Consider the following 21,591-nt stretch of genomic DNA (forward strand, 5'->3'; position numbering starts at 1 on the left):
CCTGCTGCCCGGGCTGCCGTGGGGGGCTGTTGTCATTGGCGGGTGGCGGTTTGCCGGGTCTCGCATTCGGCCCTGGCCGCCGCGTTGGCGCAGGCGTCGGTGCCGTCACCGCCGTTGAGGTAGTCGCCGCCCGGCCCGCCGTCGAGGTTGTCGTCGCCGGAACCGCCGTAGGCGAGGTCTTTGCCCCTGCCGCCCCAGAGCCAGTCGTCGCCGACCCCACCCCACAAGGTGTCGTCGTTGTCGCCGCCCCGGAGCCGGTCGTCTCCTGAGTCGCCCCGGAGCCGGTCGTCGCCGCCTTCTGCGGTGTCGTCCCCCGAACCGCCGTCGAGGATGTCATCGCCCGCACCGCCCCACAAGGTGTCATCGCCGCCGCCGCCGTGGACGCGGTCGTCGTTGTCGCCGCCCCACAGGATGTCATCGCCTCCGCCGCCGTGGAGCCTGTCTTTGCCAGCTTCACCCCAGACGCGGTCGACGCCTCCGCCCCCCCTTACGTTGTTGTCGCCCCCGCGAACGGTGTCGCCGCCACTTCCGGCCCAGATGATGTCGCGGCCCTTCCCGCCGTAGACCACATCGTCTCCGGCCCCAGCGATGATCACGTCGTTACCGCCGAGACCGTAGATGGTGTCATCACCGCCGCCGCCGCAGATCACATCATCTCCGGGCGTGCCCCGCAGCGGGCGGCAACCCCCCACGGGAACACCACAGCACAAACAGCGCTCACCAACCCAACACATCATCGCCGGGCTGGTACTAAGCGGTGTCGCCGCTAGGCGGACCGGCCGGGACGGGCGGGGCTGCGGTAACGACGACGGTGCCCGATATCAAATCATGCCAACCCCGCCGCCTCTCGCCCAAATACACCGAGAAATGCACCAAAAACCACCAAGGGGAAGCGATGGTTATCCAAGCCATTAGAGTAAGAGCACCACCAAATTCTGATGTGTCATCTGCAAGAATAGGAAGAAATAAAAGTATCTGGAATACCCAGCGTAAAAGTGCCGCAGTCACTGAAGGCTTCTTTCCGGTATTTTTGCTGACTATCCTGATGTCGAAAAGCTGCATTCCCAGCGTACGACCAGAGCGAGCAACGGCCATAACTTCATTGATTATCGGAGCAAATGATATCGCCAAAACAAAAAGTTCGTCGTCCACGCTCAAAGCTTGAACATCTATTTGCCAAAGCACGACTAGTCCGATCACGTATACAAAAGTATCGGCGATTCTGGCGCAAAGTCTTTGCACATAACCAGCGAGCACCATCGTCTCGCCGGTACCGAGCACGACCCGCTTCACCGGCATTTTGCGGCCGTGTCCGGTGTCGGCAGCGCTGGTGTCGTCGGGTTCCGGCGGTTGGGGCTGGTCTGTCATCGCGGTCTCCCGCCGCGGTTCTGCCTGCTCCTCGGGCTGTCGGCGGGGGCTGTTGTCATTGGCGGGCGGCAGTTTGTTGGGTCTCGCATCGGGCCCGGGCCGCCGCTTTCGAACAAGCGTCAGTGCCGTCGCCACCGTTGAGGTAGTCGCCGCCCGATCCGCCGTCCAGGTTGTCGTCGCCGCCGCCGCCGTAGGCGAGGTCTTTGCCCTTGCCACCCCGAAGCGTGTCGTCGCCGGGGCCACCCCAGAGGATGTCGTCGTTGTCACCGCCCCAGAGGCGGTCTTCTCCCAAGTCGCCCCAGAGCCGATCGTCGCCACCGCCGCCCTCAACGGTGTCGTCGCCGGGGCCTCCTCTCAGCGCGTCGTTTCCTGATCGGCCCTTGAGAGTGTCGCCGCCGCCGCCGCCGTAGATGGAGTCGTTGTCGTCGCCGCCGTCTGCGGTGTCATCGCCACCGCCGCCGTCGACGATGTCGTCGCCCGAACCGCCCCACAAGGTGTCATCGCCGCCGCCGCCCCAGAGGCGGTCGTCGTTGTCTCCGCCCCACAGGATGTCGTCGCCTTCGCCGCCGTGGAGCCTGTCTTTGCCGGCCTCTCCCCATACGCGGTCGTCGCCTTCCCCGGCCCAGACGGTGTCGTTGTTGTCGCCGCCGCGAACGGTGTCGCCGCCACTTCCGGCCCAGATGATGTCGCGGCCCTTGCCGCCGTAGATCACATCGTCTCCGTCCCCGGCAATGATCACGTCATTGCCGCCACCGCCGTAAATGGTGTCGTTTCCGCCGCCGCCGCAGATCACATCATCACCGGGCGTGCCCCGCAGCGTCTCCGCCGCCGAAGTCCCCACCACGGTGCAACCCGACGTCCCCACCATGATCGTCACCGTAGCCCTCGAGCATGCGCCGAGGCCGTCGCACACCCGATAGGCGAAACTGACCGTCCCGCTGCTGTCGCCCGCGGCGAACCGCACCGCGGCGCCCGGCCCGACGACTGTGGGCCCACAAAACTCCTCCAAGCCAGCAGAACCAGAAATCCAGTTGCCAAGCCAACCAGAAAACCTGTCCCTACCAGCCGGAACAAGAGACGACCACCAACCGAGGACATCACCGCTAGGCCAAAACTAAAATGCGTCGCCGCTAGGCGGACCGGCCGGGTCTGCGGCAACGACGACGGTGCCCGATATCAAATCATGCCAACCCCGCCGGTCCTCGCTCCAAAACACCGACAAGTGCACCATCAACCACCAGAGGACAGGCACCAATTGCCCTACCGAGTCGATCAGGCCAGGATCCCAACCTGAGTAAGTAATGCCGAGAGAGATAGGGATAGCGAGCCCGTAGAGCAATGGAAAAAGGCATATTGAGAGCGCCCCGCGCAAGATTGCGGCGGTCACCGACGGTGCCTGACCGGTCTTTATGCTGACAACCCGGATGGCTTCAATTCGCATGCCCAGCGTCCGCCCCCGCCAAGCAACCGCCGCGATCTCGTACAAGAAAGGAACAAAGAACAGGACATCTGCCACCACCACACGAGCCGTGATCGGAATACCCGAGCCTGCCTCCAAGTCTTCGCCCCAGAGGGACCACTGTAGGTTCAGGTTTAACGGAAACCACCATTCCGGTTGTACAGCGGCAGCGATTGCGACAAAGGCCGTCACTAGACAGACACAAAAAACCAATCCGTCGCCGATTCTGGCTCGGAAACGGTGACCGTAGCCAGCGAGCGCCATCGTGTCGCCGGTGCCGAGCACGACCCGCTTTGGCGGTGTTTTGCGGCTGCTGCCGGAATCGGCAGCGCTGATGTCGCCGCCGGGTTCCTGCGGTCGGGGTTGGTCTGTCATCGCGGTCCGCCTTCGCAGCCCCGACTGTTCAGCGTGTCGTCGGGGGCTGTTGTCATTGGCGGGTGGCGGTTTGCCGGGTCTCGCATTCGGCCCTGGCCGCCGCGTTGGCGCAGGCGTCGGTGCCGTCGCCGCCGTTGAGGTAGTCGCCGCCCGGCCCGCCGTCGAGGTTGTCGTCGCCGGGACCGCCGTAGGCGAGGTCTTTGCCCTTGCCGCCCCAGAGCCAGTCGTCGCCGAGGCCGCCCCAGATGGTGTCGTCGTTGTCGCCGCCCCGGAGCCGGTCGTCTCCTGAGTCGCCCCAGAGACGGTCGTCGCCGCCGCCGCCCTCGACGGTGTCGTTGCCGGGGCCGCCTCGCAGCGCGTCGTTTCCTGATCGGCCCTTGAGGGTGTCGGCGCCGCCACCGCCGTAGATGGCGTCGTTGTCGTCACCGCCGTCTGCGGTGTCATCGCCATCGCCGCCGCCGACGACGTCGTCGCCCGCACCGCCCCACAAGGTGTCATCGCCGCCGCCGCCATGGAGGCGGTCGTCGTTGTCGCCGCCCCACAGGATGTCGTCGCCGCCGCCGCCGTGGAGCCTGTCTTTGCCGGCTTCTCCCCAGACGCGGTCGTCGCCTTCCCCGGCCCAGACGGTGTCGTTGTTGTCGCCGCCGCGAACGGTGTCGCCGCCACTTCCGGCCCAGATGATGTCGCGGCCCTTGCCGCCGTAGATCACATCGTCTCCGTCCCCGGCGATGATCACGTCGTTGCCGCCGAGACCGTAGATGGTGTCATCACCGCCGCCGCCGCAGATCACATCGTTGCCGGGCGTGCCCCGCAGCGTCTCCGCCGCCGGGGACCCTGTGATGGTGCAACCCGACGTTCCGACCATGATCGTCACCGTAGCCTTCGAGCATGCGCCGAGGCCGTCGCACACCCGATAGGCGAAGCTGACCGTCCCACTGCCTTGGGCCGCAGTGAACCGCACCGCCGGACCCGTCCCCCCAACACCCGCGACGACCTCGGTGGTGCCCGAGGGGGGCTGTTTCGTGACTTGGAGGGTGGACGGCGCCAGATCCCCGTCGGCGTCGACGTCGTTGCCCAGCACATCGATCACCGCCACCGCAGACGGATCCACATAATGCCAGTCATCCGACGCCACCGGCGCGGTCGGCACGGCCACCGCAGACGGCTCGATAAGCACCTCGGCACCGCCGGGGTCGTCGTGGACGGTGTCTTCGAGGCTGCTGGCATGGACGACGTCGACCCCAGGGCCGCCATAGACAGTGTCGGTCCCGGACCCGGTGTGGACGCGGTCGTCGCCGCCACGCCCGTAAACCGTGTCGTCGCCACCACCAGCGTTGATCCAATCCACTCCGTCGCCGCCCAAGATGACGTCGTCGCCGCCCTTGGCATCAATGACGTGGAACGCCCGGCGGTCTTCGGGATCGGGAACGCAGATCACATCGTCGCCGTCAGTGCCCTCAATACGCTCCACACCCGCCCGCCCGGTGACCGTACACCCGGCGTCCACGACCACCTCGATATCGCCAGCCACACCGATCCCCCAGCCGTCGTACACCCAATACCGGGCCCTGGCCGTGCCCGAAAAGCCCGGTTCCGGTGTGAACGTCGCCGCGCCGGCCGCGCCCATCGTGAACTCGCCGCCCGTTGCTTGGACCACCCGCACCGCCCCCGCATCGAGGGTACCCCCAGTGGGAGCGGTGTCGTTGTCCAACAGCCGAATCCGCACCGGGCGGCCCAACTGCGTGCGGGCCGAATCAGCCATCGCGCACGGCGCCGTGCCCGGATAAGCCACCACCGGCTCCACCATGAGGGCCTCATGAGACCCCCCGCCGGCACCGGTTCCCGACGCGTTCAACACATACGCCCTAGGCGCCGCATCCTGCGCCGCGGTCGGGGCGGCGGGCACCGTCCACGCCACCGTGACCTCGCCGTCGCCGTCCGCTGTCACATCGGGCACTGTCAGCGGGCCCAATTTTGTATCGCCCAGCGATACCGACCTGGCCGACACGCTCACTGTTGAGTTCGCCGCGAACCCCCCGGCCTTCAGAGTCACCCGCGCGCCGGGGGCAACGAACGGCGCCCCGCAACCCGACCCCACCGCCCGATCCCACGCCAACACGGCCACCGAGCCCCCAGACTTCTCGCCGCCATCTGAGCTCTCGGGCGGATCCTGCTGGTCTCCGCCGGAGTAGAACTCGCTCTCCGAGCTGGTACTCTCGGCAGGCTCCGGGTTCACCGGGAGGCCCGCCTGGTTCAACTCGGCCCCGCCCGCAACAACATGGCGGATGTACCGATCCAAAATCTCCGCATACCTACCATGGCCATCAGCGTTCGGGTGAAACGACCGGCCAGAAACGGGAATCGGCTTCACTCCATCATCCACGATGAAGCCGTTCAGCCACGGCTTGTTCGCGCAGGGCGAATGACCGACGAAACTCGAATCGCTGCCAGCCAGATGATCACCCCGCAACACATCTACGAAATGCACCCCGGCCTTCTCCGCAGCCCGCCTGACCTCGAGATTGACCCGGTTAGCAGACTGGGCCAAGAACACCGCCTCCCCCGGATCAATCCGTAGGCGTTCGGGCAAAAATGAGCGCCCAAACCAAGAAGCCAATTTCCCAATATTGATACTGGCTTTCGAATAGCTACTGTGTATTTCTTCGGCAGAAAGACTTGGGCAGTCGTATATTGTCACAGCGAAATTGTATATGTCGCCCATACATACGGCATCAATGCCCAAGGTGAGAGTTTCTTCTGTTGCGGTATCGATCTTCTCCTGTAGCTGGGCTTTCCGACGACGGTACTTGGCTTGCTTAAGTTGTTCGTTGTAGTCGGTAATATTCAAAATCAGCTCGATGTACCGCTCTACTGTTTCGCGGGAGGTGTCGGGGCAGACGCCCAGCACAGGGGTGACGTAGGGGTACCCCATAACGAAGATCGACGCTTTGGGGGCAACTTTTTTGAGGTGTTGAAGCACAGGAACAAGCCTTTTCTCCAACTCGTTTGCTTTCAAGAGAATGTCTTTGTGATTACAGCTGGAATCTAAGATGTATGCACAGGCTTTCAACACCGCGGCAAAGCCCATGTCGTTGCCGCCAATGGTCAGGGTGATTATGTCGACGTTCTGCATGCGCTGTTGAAGTCCGGCTTGTGCTTGTTTGAGGGAGGCGGCTTGGCGGGGCTCCCACCGGGGGTCGCGGGCATGGAACACTCGATCCATCGTCAGGGCCATGGTCTTCGGATCTTGGCGGGAGACGGTTTCGTAGACGGGTTCATCGAGTGCGGCGGCGTTGGAGGGGCGGTCGGTTTGGTGGTTGTAGTCGTCGGTGGATGTGCCGTGGGGGTCGGCGGGGTTGTAGATGTTGTGGGCGACGGCGCCGGTGCAGGCGTAGGTGTCGAAGGCGACCTCGACCCTGGCGATGCCTCCGAGGAACTCGGTTGCGAACACGACGGGGTATGCCTTGTCCCAGCGGTTGCACTCTGCGGCGGCGGGGTTGTCGGTGAGGTATGCGCCGGTGAAGCCGACACTGCCGGGTCGTCCGTTCTCGCCGGAGGAGTAGGAGTCGCCCAGCGCGATGTAGTTGATCGCTTTGGCGATGGGCACCTCGATACGGAAGCTGGGCTCGGGGGCGGGGTGGTTGGGCTGGTTGTCATGGCGCCCGTTGCGGTTCCTGTCGACGAACACGGCCACCTCGTCGTGGTTCACCGCGAACAAGTGCGCGCCGCCGCTCGCCACCTGCCAGCGCACAGTGAACACGCCCTCGCTATCGGTAAGGCATTGGCGCCTCTCCCCCGGCGGGGCGGCGCTGCCAGCGCCGGCGCAGGTCACTGCTTGTCTGCGGCTGGGCCCCGAGGCGATCTTGGCGCCCACCGGGGTGTGGGCCAGCGGCCGCTCCTCCTCTATCGGCCGGGTCCCAACGGCGCCGACGATCCGCGGTTCGACCAGGCGCAGCCGCAGCTCGCTGTACTGGCCGGCGCGGCCCATCCTCGTGCTTCCCGGCAACACCACCACCCGCACGCTCTCAGGGGCGGCGCGCCGGCTGAGCGCCGAGTTCGCCTGGCTGCGGGCCGAGAAGTCCGAGGCGAAGACATCGTAGGGCTCCCCGAGCTCGAATACGCCGTCATCGTCGAGGTCGACCCAGGCGCGCATCTGATGGCGCCGCCCGGCCAGGTTGTCGCGCACCCGCAGCACATGGACAGACCGCTCAACCCGCTCGGCCCCGCCCGAGTCCGGCGACGCCGACACCCCACAGCCCCCCGCTATCGCATGCGTCTCAGTGGCCGCCACATCCAGGCTCGGGCGCGCCAGGCAATGCCGGCTCGACGCGTTCCTCGCCGACGGCCCGCCGATCACCTCCACCCGAGTCCGATAACCCGGGTTGGTGCCCGCACTCCCGCAATCCACCTCCACATCGACGAACACATGGCGCCAACCGGCGAACCCGCTCTGGGAAACGTCGAAGACCCCCGTAACCCCGCCCTCGACCGCCGTCCCAGCGCACGCCGCCACAGCCGTGCCCGCCGCGCGCTCCGGCGGCCCGTCATCGTCGGACACCGTCGCCGCAGCCGAAGCACTGCTCAGCGCCGCGCCTTTGGGGTTGCTCAACGCCAGCGTGAACGACTCGTCACCCTCCGCAGCCGAGTCGTCGACCAACGGCACCGAAACCGTCGCATACCGGGCCTCCGCCGGAATCGTCACCGTGCCCGACACCGCTGTGAAATCCCCGCCCGCAACAGCCGTCCCATCCACCGTCGCATAATCCACCGAAATGGGACTCTCACGCCCCTCCGGCGCGACCACCGTGAACACCACCGCACCATCATCCTCGCGAGCCGCAGCCGACGACACCACCAGAGGAAGCGGCGCCCACCGCGCGCCGACGGTGTACGCGCCCGTCGCGCCCGGCGACGACTTGGTCGCCTCGATCGTGTAGGTGCCCGCCGCCAGCAAAAGATGGTCCAGCCTCGCCGGAGCCGCATAAGTGCACCTGTTGCGATAACAGCTGCGGTCGTTCCCCTGGTCGCGGCCCACCACCTTGCCCGACGAGTCCGACAGCACCAGATACGAACTGCTCGACGCCGGGCCCACCCACACCGACACCGTCGCCGCCGCGCTCAGCGTGAACGTGTGCCGGCGCGCGTAATACGTCGAGCTCGAGTCGGGATCCCGCAGAGACGACGTGCATCCCGCGTCCACCGCCACGATCCCCGAACCCGACAACGACGAAGACCCCTCCCCCAGAGCCCCCAAACTCCGCGAACACGCATCAGCCGGCGCCCACCGCGCGCCGACGGTGTACGCGCCCGTCGCGCCCGGCGACGACTTGGTCGCCTCGATCGTGTAGGTGCCCGCCGCCAGCAAAAGATGGTCCAGCCTCGCCGGAGCCGCATAAGTGCACCTGTTGCGATAACAGCTGCGGTCGTTCCCCTGGTCGCGGCCCACCACCTTGCCCGACGAGTCCGACAGCACCAGATACGAACTGCTCGACGCCGGGCCCACCCACACCGACACCGTCGCCGCCGCGCTCAGCGTGAACGTGTGCCGGCGCGCGTAATACGTCGAGCTCGAGTCGGGATCCCGCAGAGACGACGTGCATCCCGCGTCCACCGCCACGATCCCCGAACCCGACAACGACGAAGACCCCTCCCCCAGAGCCCCCAAACTCCGCGAACACGCATCAGCCGGCGCCCACCGCGCGCCGACGGTGTACGCGCCCGTCGCGCCCGGCGACGACTTGGTCGCCTCGATCGTGTAGGTGCCCGCCGCCAGCAAAAGATGGTCCAGCCTCGCCGGAGCCGCATAAGTGCACCTGTTGCGATAACAGCTGCGGTCGTTCCCCTGGTCGCGGCCCACCACCTTGCCCGACGAGTCCGACAGCACCAGATACGAACTGCTCGACGCCGGGCCCACCCACACCGACACCGTCGCCGCCGCGCTCAGCGTGAACGTGTGCCGGCGCGCGTAATACGTCGAGCTCGAGTCGGGATCCCGCAGAGACGACGTGCATCCCGCGTCCACCGCCACGATCCCCGAACCCGACAACGACGAAGACCCCTCCCCCAGAGCCCCCAAACTCCGCGAACACGCATCAGCCGGCGCCCACCGCGCGCCGACGGTGTACGCGCCCGTCGCGCCCGGCGACGACTTGGTCGCCTCGATCGTGTAGGTGCCCGCCGCCAGCAAAAGATGGTCCAGCCTCGCCGGCTCGCTCGAAGAGCACCTGCCGCGATAGCAGCTCCTGGTGTTCCCCTGGTCGCGGCCCACCACCTTGCCCGACGAGTCCGACAGCACCAGATACGAACTGCCCGACGCCGGGCCCACCCACACCGACACCGTCGCCGCCGCGCTCAGCGTGAACGTGTGCCGGCGCGCGTAATACGTCGAGCTCGAGTCGGGATCCCGCAGAGACGACGTGCATCCCGCGTCCACCGCCACGATCCCCGAACCCGACAACGACGAAGACCCCTCCCCCAGAGCCCCCAAACTCCGCGAACACGCATCAGCCGGCGCCCACCGCGCGCCGACGGTGTACGCGCCCGTCGCGCCCGGCGACGACTTGGTCGCCTCGATCGTGTAGGTGCCCGCCGCCAGCAAAAGATGGTCCAGCCTCGCCGGCTCGCTCGAAGAGCACCTGCCGCGATAGCAGCTCCTGGTGTTCCCCTGGTCGCGGCCCACCACCTTGCCCGACGAGTCCGACAGCACCAGATACGAACTGCCCGACGCCGGGCCCACCCACACCGACACCGTCGCCGCCGCGCTCAGCGTGAACGTGTGCCGGCGCGCGTAATACGTCGAGCTCGAGTCGGGATCCCGCAGAGACGACGTGCATCCCGCGTCCACCGCCACGATCCCCGAACCCGACAACGACGAAGACCCCTCCCCCAGAGCCCCCAAACTCCGCGAACACGCATCAGCCTGAGTGACCAGACCCCGTTGTCTGGAGACTTGGTTCATGCGGCTTGATCTAGTCGTTGCTGGCTGTGGTTGCCCTCCCGTTCCGTTGGGGTGTGGCAGTCGAGGGTCGAGCGGATTCACCGCGTGTTGTAGCGGCTGGTCCAGGCTGGCGACCCCATGGGAGGAGTCGCCCGCCGCCCGGCCCGCCGCCTCGCCTGGAACGGGTACGAGAAGAGCGGCAAGAACTAGGAGGGCAGCGAAAATACCACGGCATTGCGGTCGGAATTGCCTGAAAACCATAAGATGACGAGCGCAAACTAGTCACCACACGAGAAATCCAGCTAATCACACGCTCTCTATACGAATTGACGCAAATCCATCCCGATATTCATAGACTTACTTTTGATACAAGGCCCGCACCACACGGCCAGCAGCGCGGCGAGCCGATGGGTCGAGAAAGTCCTGCTCCACGCGCTGTCTGTCCTATGACCCAGAGATCAGCTCCCAGATCCGCTCGGGCGTTGCCGGCATCTCAACATCGTTGATCCCCAGGGGGGATAGCGCATCGGCGATGGCGTTGATCACCGCCGGAGTGGAGGCGATGGTGCCAGCCTCGCCGATGCCCTTCACCCCCATCGGGTTGGTGGGGCTGGGCGTCACCGTGGAGTCGGTGCGGAACGAGGGGGTCTCAGCCGATGACGGCACCAGATAGTCCAGGAAGCTGACGTTGCGGGGCTGACCGTCGTCGTCGAATGCGGCCTCCTCCCACAGCGCCTGGGCCACCCCTTGGAGGATGCCGCCGTGGATCTGGCCCTCCACCACCATCGGGTTGATCTGGTTGCCGCAGTCGTCCACCGCCACGTAGTCCACCATCTCCACCTCGCCGGTCTCGGTGTCCACCTCCACCACGGCCACATGGGTTCCGAACGGGAAGGTGAAGTTGGGCGGATCCCAGGTCATGTGGCCTTCCAGGTTGGGCTCCATGCCGTCGGGCAGATTGTGAGCGGTGAAGGCCTCGAAGGCCACTGCGGCCAGCGGCATCTCGGCGTCGGGCTGGCCCTTCACCCGGAACGTGCCGTCGGAGAACTCCAAGTCCTCCACGTTGGCCTCCATCTGGTGCGCGGCAATCAGCCGGGCCTTGTCGATCACCTTGTCGGCCGCCATGTACACCGCGGTGCCGCCCACCGACAGCGACCGAGAACCATAGGAGTCAAGTCCCAGGGGCGAGATGGCAGTGTCGGAGTGCAGCACCTCCACGTCATCGGGATCAACGCCCAGTTGGTCGGCCACGATCATCGACCAGCACGTCTCGTGGCCCTGGCCGTGGGGCGACGTACCGGTCACCACCTGCACCTTGGCGGTGGGCAGCACCCGCACGGTGGCCGACTCCCAACCGCCGGCGGCATAGTTCAGCGAGGCCAGCACCCGGCTGGGGGCCAGACCGCACATCTCCACATAGCTGGACAGGCCCACGCCCAGATGCCGGGAATCGCCGGCGGCTCGCCGCTCGGCCTGCTGGGTCCTCAAACCCTCGTAGTCCACCAACTCCAGGGCCTGCTCCAGGGCCTGGGGATAGTTGCCGCTGTCGAAAATCAGCCCAGGGGCCGACTCGTAGGGGAATTGCTCAGGGCCGATGAAGTTGCGCCTCCTGATCTCGGCGGGGTCAACCCCGACCGCGGCGGCCAGTGAGTCCATGGCCCGCTCGATGGCGTAGGTGGCCTCGGGCCGGCCCGCCCCCCGATACGCATCGGTGGGGGTCATGTTGGTGAACACCCCCGTACACACGAAGGAGTAGTTCGGGATGTCGTAGCAGCCGTGGTACAGGAAGGCACCCAGCAAGGGCACCCCTGGGGTGACGAGTTGCAGGTAGGCCCCCATGTCGGCCACCAGCTTCACCCGCACCGCGCTGATACGGCCCTCGGCGTCGGCGGCCAACTCGATGTCTTGGATCTGGCCCCGGCCCTGGATGGTGGACCCGGCAGCCTCGGAGCGCCCTTCGGTCCAGCGCACCGGCACACCGTGGCGCAGCGCCAGCGCCGTACACATGATCTCCTCGGCGTATACGTTCAGCTTGGAGCCAAACCCGCCCCCCACCGACGGAGCCACCACCCGCACCTTCTGTTCCGGCAGCCCCAGAGTGAGGGCCACCATGACCTTGAGGATGTGGGGGATCTGAGTAGCCGAGTAGATGGTGATATCGCCCCCGAACGGCGAGGGCACCGCCACCACCCCCCGAGGCTCCATGGCCGCAGGAATGAGCCGCTGCTGGATGTAGCGCTCTTGCACCACATGCTCCGCCCCAGAGAACGCGGCCTCCACCGCGTCGGCATCAGGAGTCAGCTCCCAGGTGTAGGAAGCGTTGGTGCCCAAGTCATCGTGGATGACAGTGCTGTCCGCCAGCGCATCCTCGAGGTCCACCACCGCGTCGAGTGGCTCGTAGTCCACCTCAACCAGCGAGGCAGCGTCGACCGCCCCATAGCGGTCGTCAGCCAGCACCACGGCCACCACATCGCCCACGTAGTTGGCCTTGTCCACCGCAATCGGCAGATGGGCCGGATTCTTCATGTCATCAGTAACCGGCCAAGCACACGGCAACGGCCCCCAAGACTCAGCCAAATCCGCCCCCGAATAAGCAGCCACCACCCCGTCAGCATCAAGAGCCGCACTCAAGTCCACCGAGTTGATGCGAGCATGCGCATGAGGACTCCGAACACAAGCCACCCAAAGCGCCCCCGTAAGGTCCAGATCGTCCACAAACCGGGCCTCCCCAGTAAGCAGCTCAGGATCCTCCTTCCGAAGCAACCTGCTCCCCACCACCGAAGACTCAGTCACCGTCATGAGTCACCTCCCGTCGCACCCGCGAGCGTATCCCCCCTATCGGATCAGTGCAGCCGACCTCCGGAGGTGTTGGAAGGGCTAGTTAGAAGCTGCCGTGCGGAGGTCGGCCAACGTCTCCATCCACCATAAGTTGGTCACCGTGGTGTTGCCGGGAAGCGTGGCCAGGCAGTCGTCGACTTGGGAGACCACTTCGGGAAGTTCGGCGGCCGCAAGACGCAGGTCCAACAGTCCGTCCACCACCCGGGAGCGGCTGGTGAGCTCCCCATCGATGGCGTCCAGCAGCCGATCCACCAACTCGGTGATCTCGATGAGGGCCGCTGGGTTGCGGACGGTTTCCAATGTCACTGCTCTCTCCTTCGGTACCGGTTGAGGTTACAACCGCCGGACACCCGGATATGTTCCCTTCGCTCCCATGCTATCGACCCCAGCGACATCCGACGACCGGGATATCGTGTGCGACGTGCGGAAAGCAAGAGAAACCAAGGCTAGCCCCAAGTTCCACAAGCTGGTTATCGCCCTGATGGCGCTTGCCCTGGTGGGCTCGGCTTGCGGCAACGACGACGACTCGCCCTCTCCGGCCGCTGACGAACCGGCGGCGGCCCCGACACAAGCCGAAGACCCCAGCCCGGAAGAAGACGAGCACACCAGCGTGGTCATCGGATTGGAGCAGGAGATCACCAACTTCAACAATCTGACCGCCGCCGACCAGCTCCTGGCCGGTCGCCAGATCATGCGAGCCGTCTGGCCCACCTGCGTTCGGATCCGGCCTGATTTCTCCTTCGAGCCGTACTTCTGCGAGTCGCTTCCCACCGTCATCACCGAGGATCCGCTGGTCGTGGAATACCGGCTGCGGGAAGACGCCACCTGGAGCGACGGGACTCCGGTCAGCTCCGACGATCTGGTGTTCTTCTTCGAGAACTGCAACGAAGCCGGGGACGACTGCGGCAGCACCGCGGGCTTCGACAGCGCGGAACTGGAAGTCGTGGACGACAAGGCCGTTCGGCTCAGTTGGCCAGCCGCCCAGCCCTACGTGGAATACATCCAGCTGTTCTCCGGCCCGTTCCCGCCCGCCCATCTGGGCCGTGACTGGAGCGAGGGCTTCCGCACTGACCCGGGCGTCGGCGCCGGGCCCTATGTGGTGGACGAGTACAACCCGGGCAGCGATCTGACTCTGGTGGCCAACCCCACCTGGTTCGGTGACGGGCCCGGCATCGACGAGGTCACGTTCCGGTTCATCAGCGATGTGGGCAACCTGCCGCTGGCGCTGGAGAACGGCGAAGTGGACGTGATCTACCCGCAACCCCAAGTAGACCTAGTAGATCAGGTCAACCGCATCGGCGGGGTGGAGACCTCCATCACCTTCGGGCCCACCTGGGAGCAGATCACATTCAACACCACCACGGTGCCGTTGGAGGCCCGCCGGGCCATCGCGCTGGCCCTCGACCGGGAGTTGATCGTGACCGCGCTGATGCGGCCGTTCTCCGAATCGGCCCAGGCCCTGGGCAACCGGATCTTCATGAACGGCCAAGCCCAGTACGAGGACCACACGCCAGCGGAGTTCCAACAGCGAGACCCCGCCGCCGCCCGCGCCGTTCTGGAAGCCGCCGGCTGGGAGTTGGACGGCGATGTCTACGCCAAAGACGGCCGGCGCTTGAGCCTGCGCATCCGCACCACTGGGGGCAACAACCGCCGGGAGCAATTCCAAGAACTAGTGCAGAACCAACTGGCCGAGGCCGGTATCCAGATCACCATCGACAACCTGCCCGGTGGAGAGATCTTCCCAGCGCTCCTCGGCGCCCACAACGACCCGCCGGGCCCGCCGGGAGACTTCGACCTGGCCATCTTCGCCTGGGTGGGCGGTCCCCTCCCCGCGGCCTCAGCCTCTCAAGTATTCGGAATCGACAGCGAGACCAACCTGGGGGCCTATGTCGACGATCGGGTTGACGAGCTCTTGACCGAAGCCACTTTCACCCTCGATCTCGACCGCCAAGCCGAGTTGTTGAACCAGGCCGACGCGCTGATGTGGGAGACGCTCCCCAATATCCCCGTCTACCAACTCCCCTTCTTCCTCGCCTGGGACGAGAAAATCCAAAACATCCAAGACAACCCCACCACCGAAAGCTTCACCTGGAATCTCGAGCAGTGGGAGTTGGCTAGCTAGCGTTTCTTACCAGTGCTCGGGTACGCGACACGCAAGCTGCTCATATCGGTCGTCGTCCTCTTCTTCGCCACCCTGGTGGCCTTCCTGCTGGTGGCCACCGTCGACCCCATCGCCGAGCAACGGGTCTTTCTCATGTCGCAACCGGGCGGCGCTGAGCAGGTCGACCGGCTGGAGGCCAGCTTGGGCCTCGACAAACCCCTTATCGAGCGCTACGGAAGCTGGCTGGGCGACATGTTCACCGGGGACATGGGCACGTCCACCGACAACGGGCGGGCGGTCACCACCCTGCTGGGCGAGGCCATACCGGTCACCTTGCGGTTGGTCATCGCCGCCACCGTCGTCTCGGTGGTCCTCGGCGTGGCGGTCGGGGTGGTGAGCGCGATGCGCCAGTACGGGAAGTTCGACAACATCTCTACCTTCTTCGCCTTCCTGTTCTTCGCCATGCCGGTGTTCTGGCTGGGCGCGTTGCTGAAGGACTTGGGCATCCGGTTCAACGACTGGTGGGGAAGCCGGATCTTCTTCACCATCGGCGAGGAGTCGCCCCGGCTCGATGCCGACTTCTGGGGCACGTGGGCCGACCGGGCCGGGCACATCATCCTCCCCGCGCTCACCCTGGTGCTGATCCAACTAGCCGCCACCAGCCGGTTCCAGCGCTCGGCCATGCTCGATGTGCTGGAAAGCGACTACATCCGCACCGCCCGGGCCAAAGGAGTACCCCGCCGGCGGGTCATCACCCACCATGCCCTGCGCAACGCCCTGCTGCCGGTGGTGAGCTACACCGGGCTTACTTTCGGCACGCTGATCGGGGGCACGGTGGTCACCGAGGTGGTGTTCAACTGGAAGGGCATGGGCCGGCTGTTCCTGGAGTCCCTGCTAAACGGCGACGTGGCCGTGACTCAAGGGTGGCTGCTGGCAGTGGGCATCTCGGTGATCATCGTCAACCTGCTCACCGATCTGACCTACGGCTTTTTGGATCCGAGGGTGCGAGATGGCTGACATCCCGTCCAGCGTGTTCGCCGGCGCCCCAGCCGAGACCGAGGTCCGCTCCCAGTGGCGGCTGGTGCTTCGACGGTTCCTCGCCCATCGACTGGCGGTGGCCGCCGGTGTCGTACTGGTGGTGGCCTACCTGTTCAGCTATCTGGCCGAGCCGCTCACCGGCTGGGGCTACAAGGACCTGTCGCCAGATCTGTCGCAAGGGCCGTCGGGCGACCACTGGTTCGGCACCGACACCATCGGCCACGACATGTTCGCCCAGTCGATGCGAGGGCTGCGGGTGTCGGTCCACGTCAGCTTGGTGGTGGCAGCCATCGCCACTGTCCTGGGATCGGTACTGGGCGCAGTGCAGGGGTGGTTCCGGGGCCGGGTGGACGGCGCCCTGGGGCTGTTGGTGGACTTCCTGCTCATCCTTCCCCTCCTGCCGGTGCTGATGGTGCTGGGCACCCGCACCCGGGCCAGCGGCGGCAGTTCGCTTATGTTCGTGGCCGTGGTGATCGGCCTGTTCTTGTGGGCGCCGTTGGCCCGGGTGGTGCGGGGAGAGGTGTTCTCCATCCGGGAGAAGGAGTACATCGAGGCCGCCGAGGCCTTGGGCGCATCCAACTCGCGCATCATCTTCCGCCACCTCATCCCCAACGCCATGAGCTCGATCATCGTGTACGCCACCCTCACGGTGGCCACCGCCATCCTGCTGGAGACCGCGCTGGCGTTCTTGGGCTTCGGCATCCAACCCCCCGAGGTGTCGCTGGGATCGCTGGTGGACGAGGGGCGCGACGCCGCCCGCACCCGGTGGTGGCTGTTCTATCTGCCGGGAGCGGTGCTGGTGCTGCTGGTGCTGTGTGTGAACTTCGTGGGCGACGGCTTGCGCGACGCCCTCGATCCCCGCCGGGAGCAACGCCGATGACCAGCCCAGCAAATCCTCGAACCGAGACCCCGGTGCTGTCGGTGCGCGACTTGGAGGTCACCTTCCCCACTCCCGACGGCGACGTACAGGCAGTGCGGGGCGTGAGCTGGGACGTGTACGAGGGCGAGGTGCTGGCCATCGCCGGCGAGTCCGGCTCGGGCAAGTCGGTCAGCGTTATGGCCGCCATGGGCCTGTTGCCGAACACCGCCCGAGTGAGCGGCACCATTGCCTACCGGGGCCAAGACGTCACGGCCATGGCCGACAAGGAACTGGAGCGGCTACGGGGATCGGCCATCTCCATGGTGTTCCAAGACCCGATGACCTCGCTGAACCCGGTGATGACCGTAGGGGCCCAGATCGCCGAGGGGGTCCGCGTCCATCAGCGGGTCGGCGCGGCCGCGGCCCGGGCGCAGGCGGTCGAACTGCTCGACTTGGTGGGCATTCCCAATGCTCCCCAGCGGGTTGACGCCTATCCCCATGAGCTGTCGGGTGGGATGCGCCAGCGGGCCATGATCGCCATGGCCATCGCCAACGACCCCGACCTGCTCATCGCCGACGAGCCCACCACCGCCCTCGACGTCACCATCCAGGCCCAGGTGCTCGACGTGCTGGAGCGAGCCCGAGAAGCCGCTGGCTCAGCCCTAGTGATCATCACTCATGACCTGGGAGTAGTGGCCCGCACCGCCCACCGGCTGCTGGTGATGCACGACGGCCAAGCGGTCGAAACCGGGGAGGCCGAAGAGGTATTCGAACGCCCCAGGCACGCCTACACCGCCAGCCTCCTCGAGGCCGTCCCCCGCATCGATGCCCCAGCCCGCACTCCTCTCCAGCCTCCAGAGACCGACAATCCGCTCGTGGAGGCCACCGATCTCGTCAAGACCTTCCCCATCCGCTCCCAGGGCGTCTTCCGGCGCGCTGTTGGAACAGTCCAAGCCGTAAGCGGCGTGTCCCTGCACATCAACCAAGGCGAGACCCTAGGCCTGGTAGGAGAATCAGGATCCGGCAAATCCACCATCGCCCGTTGCATTCTCCGCCTCATCCAGCCCACTTCGGGCTCGGTGCGGTTCAAGGGCCAAGAGCTGGCCGACCTGAGACGCCGCCAGCTTCAGGCCTTGCGCCAAAACATGCAGATTGTGTTCCAAGACCCGATGGCCTCGCTCGACCCCCGCATGACGGTGTCGGCCATCATCGCCGAGCCGCTCCGCATCCACCGCACAACCGGTGACTCCCGAGAGCGGGTAGCCGAGCTGCTGGAGTTGGTTGGGTTGAGTCCTGAGCACGCGAATCGCTATCCCCACCAGTTCTCCGGAGGCCAGCGCCAGCGCATCGGCATTGCCCGAGCCCTGGCCTTGGAGCCCGACCTCATCATCTTGGATGAGCCGGTGTCGGCACTCGACGTGAGCATTCAAGCCGGGGTGCTCAACCTGCTGGAAGACCTCCAACGCCAACTGGGGCTCACCTACCTGTTCGTGGCCCACGATCTAGCGGTGATCCGCCAAATCTCCGACCGGGTGGCGGTGATGTATCTGGGGCGGATCGTGGAGACGGGTACCGGATCGGAGGTGTACGAGACCCCGGCCCATCCCTACACCCAGGCCCTGCTGTCGGCCGTGCCGATTCCCGATCCCAAGCTCGAGAAAAGGCGACGCCGCATCGTGCTCGAAGGAGATGCGCCCAACCCAGCTTCGCCCCCTTCAGGGTGCCGATTTCGCACCCGATGCTGGAAGGCCCAGTCGATTTGCACCGATTACGACCCGGAGTTGCTCGACCTGGGGATCGGACACCCGGTTGCCTGCCACTTCCCCACCCCCGACGACCTTATGGGCGCTGAGCAGGGATAGGGTTTCGGCGAGTGTCCGACATCGTCATCTCTGCTCGAGGAGTGCAAAAGAGCTACGGGTCGAACCACGTGCTCCAGGGCCTGGATTGCGACGTCGGGCGGGGCGTCACCGGGCTGCTGGGACCCAACGGCGCGGGCAAGAGCACCTTCATGGGGCTCATCCTGGGACTCCGCCCCCGCCAGGGTGGCGACCTCAATGTGCTCGGGGTTGATCCCGAACAGAGCGGGCCTGAACTGCGAGCCCGGCTGGGCTACGCCCCCGAACACCATGACTTGCCCGGCGACGTGCAGGCCGCCGACCTGGTACGCCACATTGCCCAACTCCACGGCCTGCCCCGACGGGCCGCCACCGAACGGTCTAGCGACGCCCTGTGGCAGGTGGGCCTGGGCGAGGAGCGGTTTCGCCCCATCGGCACCATGTCAACCGGGCAGCGACAACGGGTGAAGATGGCCCAGGCCCTGGCCCACGATCCCGACCTACTGTTGCTGGACGAGCCCACTGACGGCCTCGATCCGGTGCAACGCGACGACATGCTGGCGCTCATCCGCCGGGTGGGCAGCGAATTCGGCATCGATATCTTGTTGTCGTCGCATCTGCTGGAGGAAGTGGAGCGGGTGTGCGACTCGGTGGTGATCCTGGCCAACGGAAGGGTGGGCCACAGCGGACCCCTCCAGGATCTGGGCTCGGCTGCATCAGGGCTTAAGGTGGAACTGGACTCCGATCCCCAACCGCTGGCCACGGCACTGGTCGCTCGGGGCGCAGCAGCCGCCGTCGACGGCCACTCCCTCATTGTGTCCGGGGTCGATTCGGCCCCCGACCTGGTCAGAGACCTTGTGGCCGATTTGGGGCTGGGGCTGCGTCGACTGGAGCCCCGCCGCACCACTCTCGAAGACGTGTTCATCGAGGCCTCTCGATGACCGAAGCCCGCATCCACGACCGGGGTTACCACGCCTACGACGGTCCTCGCCACGGCCCGCCGCGCGCCATGGTGAACTTGAGCTACCACACCGTGCAGCGGGTACTGGGCCTGAAGCGATCCAATTGGCAGAAGGTTCTCCCCGCGATCGCCCTCTTCATCGCGTTTGTGCCCGCAGTCGTGTTCATCGGAATCGCCGCCTTCTTGCCCCGGGGAGAGGAGCTGGGGCTGAATTCCACCGCCAACTACTACGGGTTCATCACCGGCGCCCTTTTCCTGTTCGCGGCGTTCGTCGCCCCCGAGGCGGTATGCACCGATCGTCGCAGCGGGATGCTGGAGTTATACCTGGCATCGCCGCTGAGCCGAGACACCTATTTGGTGGCCAAGGCCGCGGCCATCGCCGCCGTGTTGGGCACCATGACCCTGGGGCCGCCGCTGTTGATGCTCATCGCCTACACCCTGGCCGACGCCGGACCCGATGGAGTGACCGGCTGGCTCACCGAATTGGGCCGAATCCTGGCGTCGGGAACTGCCCTGGCCGTGTTCTGGACGGCGCTGTCGCTGGCAGTGTCCAGCCTCACCAGCCGCCGCTCCCTGGCCAGCGTGGGCATTTTTGTCGGCTTGTTGGCCAGCTCGGCGGTAGGAGACGGTCTCGCTGAGGGGGCTGAAGTAGGCGACTCATTCGCCCTGCTCAACTTGATCGGCCTGCCCTTCGAGGCCGTCTTCCGTATCTTCGGAGAGGGCGACGCTGTAGAGCCGCCCATCGGCGAAGTCGACACGTGGGCCATATTCGCAACGCTTATCGGGCTCATCGTCTCCTTTGGAGCGTTCGCCCGCTGGCGATATCAGCGAATCGAGGTCACCGGATGAGCCAAGCCAGCCCTGCGCCCATGGTCCAAGCCAGTCCTCCACCCATGGTCCAGGCCGCCGGCGTGTCCAAGTGGTTCGGCGACTTGGTGGCCGTGTCCGACGTGAGCTTCAGCGTCGGGGCCGGGGTCACCGCGCTGCTGGGCCCCAACGGCGCGGGCAAGTCCACCCTGCTGCGAATGATGTGCGGCCTGGCCCGACCGTCCAACGGGACGCTCACCGTGCTGGGCAAGAACCCTCGCGCCGATGTGACCGTGCTGGGCCGCATCGGCATGGCCCCCCAACAGGAGTCGCTGCTCGACTACCTGAGCGGCCAGGAATTTGTGGAGTTGGCCGCCCAGCTACACCAGGTCGCCAACCCCGTCGAAGCCGCCCGCCGGGCCATTCAGACGGTAGAGCTCGACCCTGACGACACCCGAAGGCTGTCCACCTACTCCAAGGGCATGCGCCAGCGCATCAAGCTGGCCCAAGCCATCGTCCATGACCCCGTGGTCATTGCTTTGGACGAGCCCCTCACCGGCCTCGACCCTCGACAGCGGCGGGAGATGATCCAGCTCTTCCACCGGCTGGGAGACGAGGGCAAGTGCGTGATCGTGTCCAGCCATGTGCTCGACGAGGTGGAGCGATTCGGCTCCCGGGTGCTGGTGATCGCCCAGGGACGGCTGGCCGCCGAGGGAGATTTCCGGGAGATCCGCAACCTGATGGACGATCGTCCGCTGCGCATCAGCATCCGCACCGATCAGCCCCGAGCACTGGCCATTGCCCTATTGGACCGCGGTGTGATCTCCGGATGCCGCCTGGAAGCAAACGACTCGGTGGTTGTCGACACCTCGGATCCAATGGCGTTCCGTCGGGCAGTGGCCCCGGCAGCGCGCGACCGAGATGCCTCGCTGCTGGAGCTGCGCCCGCTCGACGACGACCTTGAGAGCGTCTTCCGATACCTGGTGGGCCAATGACAAAGCACTGGGACA

At 66.0% G+C, this 21,591-nt stretch carries 14 protein-coding genes; 7 read left to right on the top strand and 7 right to left on the bottom strand.

Annotated features, from left to right (window positions below; genetic code table 11):
* Window positions 1-32: 32 nt before the first annotated feature.
* The 7 genes from ACOGJC_RS08570 to ACOGJC_RS08600 all read right to left on the bottom strand — a co-directional run bounded on the left by ACOGJC_RS08570 (window position 33) and on the right by ACOGJC_RS08600 (window position 13,283).
* On the bottom strand, window positions 33-692 hold the full coding sequence (locus ACOGJC_RS08570) for a calcium-binding protein (protein ID WP_419848084.1): 660 nt from the start codon (window positions 690-692) through the stop codon (window positions 33-35).
* A 58-nt stretch (window positions 693-750) separates the two neighbouring features.
* Window positions 751-1,368 carry an RDD family protein gene (locus ACOGJC_RS08575; protein WP_419848085.1) on the bottom strand — a complete coding sequence of 206 codons (618 nt, stop codon included), beginning with the start codon at window positions 1,366-1,368 and terminating at the stop codon, window positions 751-753.
* 55 nt (window positions 1,369-1,423) lie between these two features.
* The gene (locus tag ACOGJC_RS08580; RefSeq protein ID WP_419848086.1) at window positions 1,424-2,377 is read right to left on the bottom strand and encodes a calcium-binding protein; all 954 of its coding nucleotides are present in this window, start codon (window positions 2,375-2,377) and stop codon (window positions 1,424-1,426) included.
* A gap of 105 nt (window positions 2,378-2,482) precedes the next feature.
* Window positions 2,483-3,202 (bottom strand): RDD family protein, encoded by a 720-nt coding sequence (locus ACOGJC_RS08585; RefSeq protein WP_419848087.1) that lies wholly within the window; start codon window positions 3,200-3,202, stop codon window positions 2,483-2,485.
* A gap of 52 nt (window positions 3,203-3,254) precedes the next feature.
* Entirely contained in the window at window positions 3,255-10,070 is a 6,816-nt protein-coding gene (locus ACOGJC_RS08590; protein WP_419848088.1) for an Ig-like domain-containing protein, read from the bottom strand.
* A gap of 513 nt (window positions 10,071-10,583) precedes the next feature.
* On the bottom strand, window positions 10,584-12,938 hold the full coding sequence (locus tag ACOGJC_RS08595) for a xanthine dehydrogenase family protein molybdopterin-binding subunit (protein ID WP_419848089.1): 2,355 nt from the start codon (window positions 12,936-12,938) through the stop codon (window positions 10,584-10,586).
* 78 nt (window positions 12,939-13,016) lie between these two features.
* Complete coding sequence (locus ACOGJC_RS08600) at window positions 13,017-13,283, bottom strand: hypothetical protein (RefSeq protein ID WP_419848090.1); 267 nt, start codon at window positions 13,281-13,283, stop codon at window positions 13,017-13,019.
* Between the two features lie 115 nt (window positions 13,284-13,398).
* Between ACOGJC_RS08600 and ACOGJC_RS08605 the strand changes: the two genes are divergently transcribed.
* From ACOGJC_RS08605 to ACOGJC_RS08635, 7 genes are read left to right on the top strand one after another with little or no spacing between them, the layout of a single operon-like run.
* Entirely contained in the window at window positions 13,399-15,099 is a 1,701-nt protein-coding gene (locus ACOGJC_RS08605; protein ID WP_419848091.1) for an ABC transporter family substrate-binding protein, read from the top strand.
* Between the two features lie 12 nt (window positions 15,100-15,111).
* Window positions 15,112-16,095, top strand: coding sequence for an ABC transporter permease (locus tag ACOGJC_RS08610; RefSeq protein ID WP_419848092.1), 984 nt, complete (start codon window positions 15,112-15,114; stop codon window positions 16,093-16,095).
* Entirely contained in the window at window positions 16,088-16,996 is a 909-nt protein-coding gene (locus tag ACOGJC_RS08615) for an ABC transporter permease (RefSeq protein ID WP_419848093.1), read from the top strand. Before ACOGJC_RS08610 ends, ACOGJC_RS08615 begins: the two co-directional genes overlap by 8 nt.
* Window positions 16,993-18,837, top strand: coding sequence for a dipeptide ABC transporter ATP-binding protein (locus ACOGJC_RS08620; protein WP_419848094.1), 1,845 nt, complete (start codon window positions 16,993-16,995; stop codon window positions 18,835-18,837). Before ACOGJC_RS08615 ends, ACOGJC_RS08620 begins: the two co-directional genes overlap by 4 nt.
* Before the next feature lie 11 nt (window positions 18,838-18,848).
* Window positions 18,849-19,754, top strand: a complete 906-nt coding sequence (locus ACOGJC_RS08625; RefSeq protein WP_419848095.1) for an ATP-binding cassette domain-containing protein — start codon at window positions 18,849-18,851, stop codon at window positions 19,752-19,754.
* A complete protein-coding gene (locus ACOGJC_RS08630) occupies window positions 19,751-20,623 on the top strand; it encodes an ABC transporter permease (RefSeq protein WP_419848096.1) in 873 nt (290 codons plus the stop codon). The genes ACOGJC_RS08625 and ACOGJC_RS08630 overlap by 4 nt, the downstream gene beginning before the upstream one ends.
* Entirely contained in the window at window positions 20,620-21,576 is a 957-nt protein-coding gene (locus ACOGJC_RS08635; protein ID WP_419848097.1) for an ABC transporter ATP-binding protein, read from the top strand. The genes ACOGJC_RS08630 and ACOGJC_RS08635 overlap by 4 nt, the downstream gene beginning before the upstream one ends.
* Window positions 21,577-21,591 lie beyond the last annotated feature (15 nt).

Source organism: Candidatus Poriferisocius sp., from assembly GCF_965204015.1.
Lineage (GTDB): Bacteria > Actinomycetota > Acidimicrobiia > Acidimicrobiales > Bin134 > Poriferisocius.

What these genes read in the sequence shown, in the direction of transcription:
- ACOGJC_RS08575 (WP_419848085.1), bottom strand. Translation starts at nt 1,368, where the DNA reads ATGACAGACCAGCCCCAACCGCCGGAACCCGACGACACCAGCGCTGCC.
- ACOGJC_RS08585 (WP_419848087.1), bottom strand. Translation starts at nt 3,202, where the DNA reads ATGACAGACCAACCCCGACCGCAGGAACCCGGCGGCGACATCAGCGCT.
- ACOGJC_RS08595 (WP_419848089.1), bottom strand. Translation starts at nt 12,938, where the DNA reads ATGACGGTGACTGAGTCTTCGGTGGTGGGGAGCAGGTTGCTTCGGAAG.
- ACOGJC_RS08615 (WP_419848093.1), top strand. Translation starts at nt 16,088, where the DNA reads ATGGCTGACATCCCGTCCAGCGTGTTCGCCGGCGCCCCAGCCGAGACC.
- ACOGJC_RS08620 (WP_419848094.1), top strand. Translation starts at nt 16,993, where the DNA reads ATGACCAGCCCAGCAAATCCTCGAACCGAGACCCCGGTGCTGTCGGTG.
- ACOGJC_RS08630 (WP_419848096.1), top strand. Translation starts at nt 19,751, where the DNA reads ATGACCGAAGCCCGCATCCACGACCGGGGTTACCACGCCTACGACGGT.
- ACOGJC_RS08635 (WP_419848097.1), top strand. Translation starts at nt 20,620, where the DNA reads ATGAGCCAAGCCAGCCCTGCGCCCATGGTCCAAGCCAGTCCTCCACCC.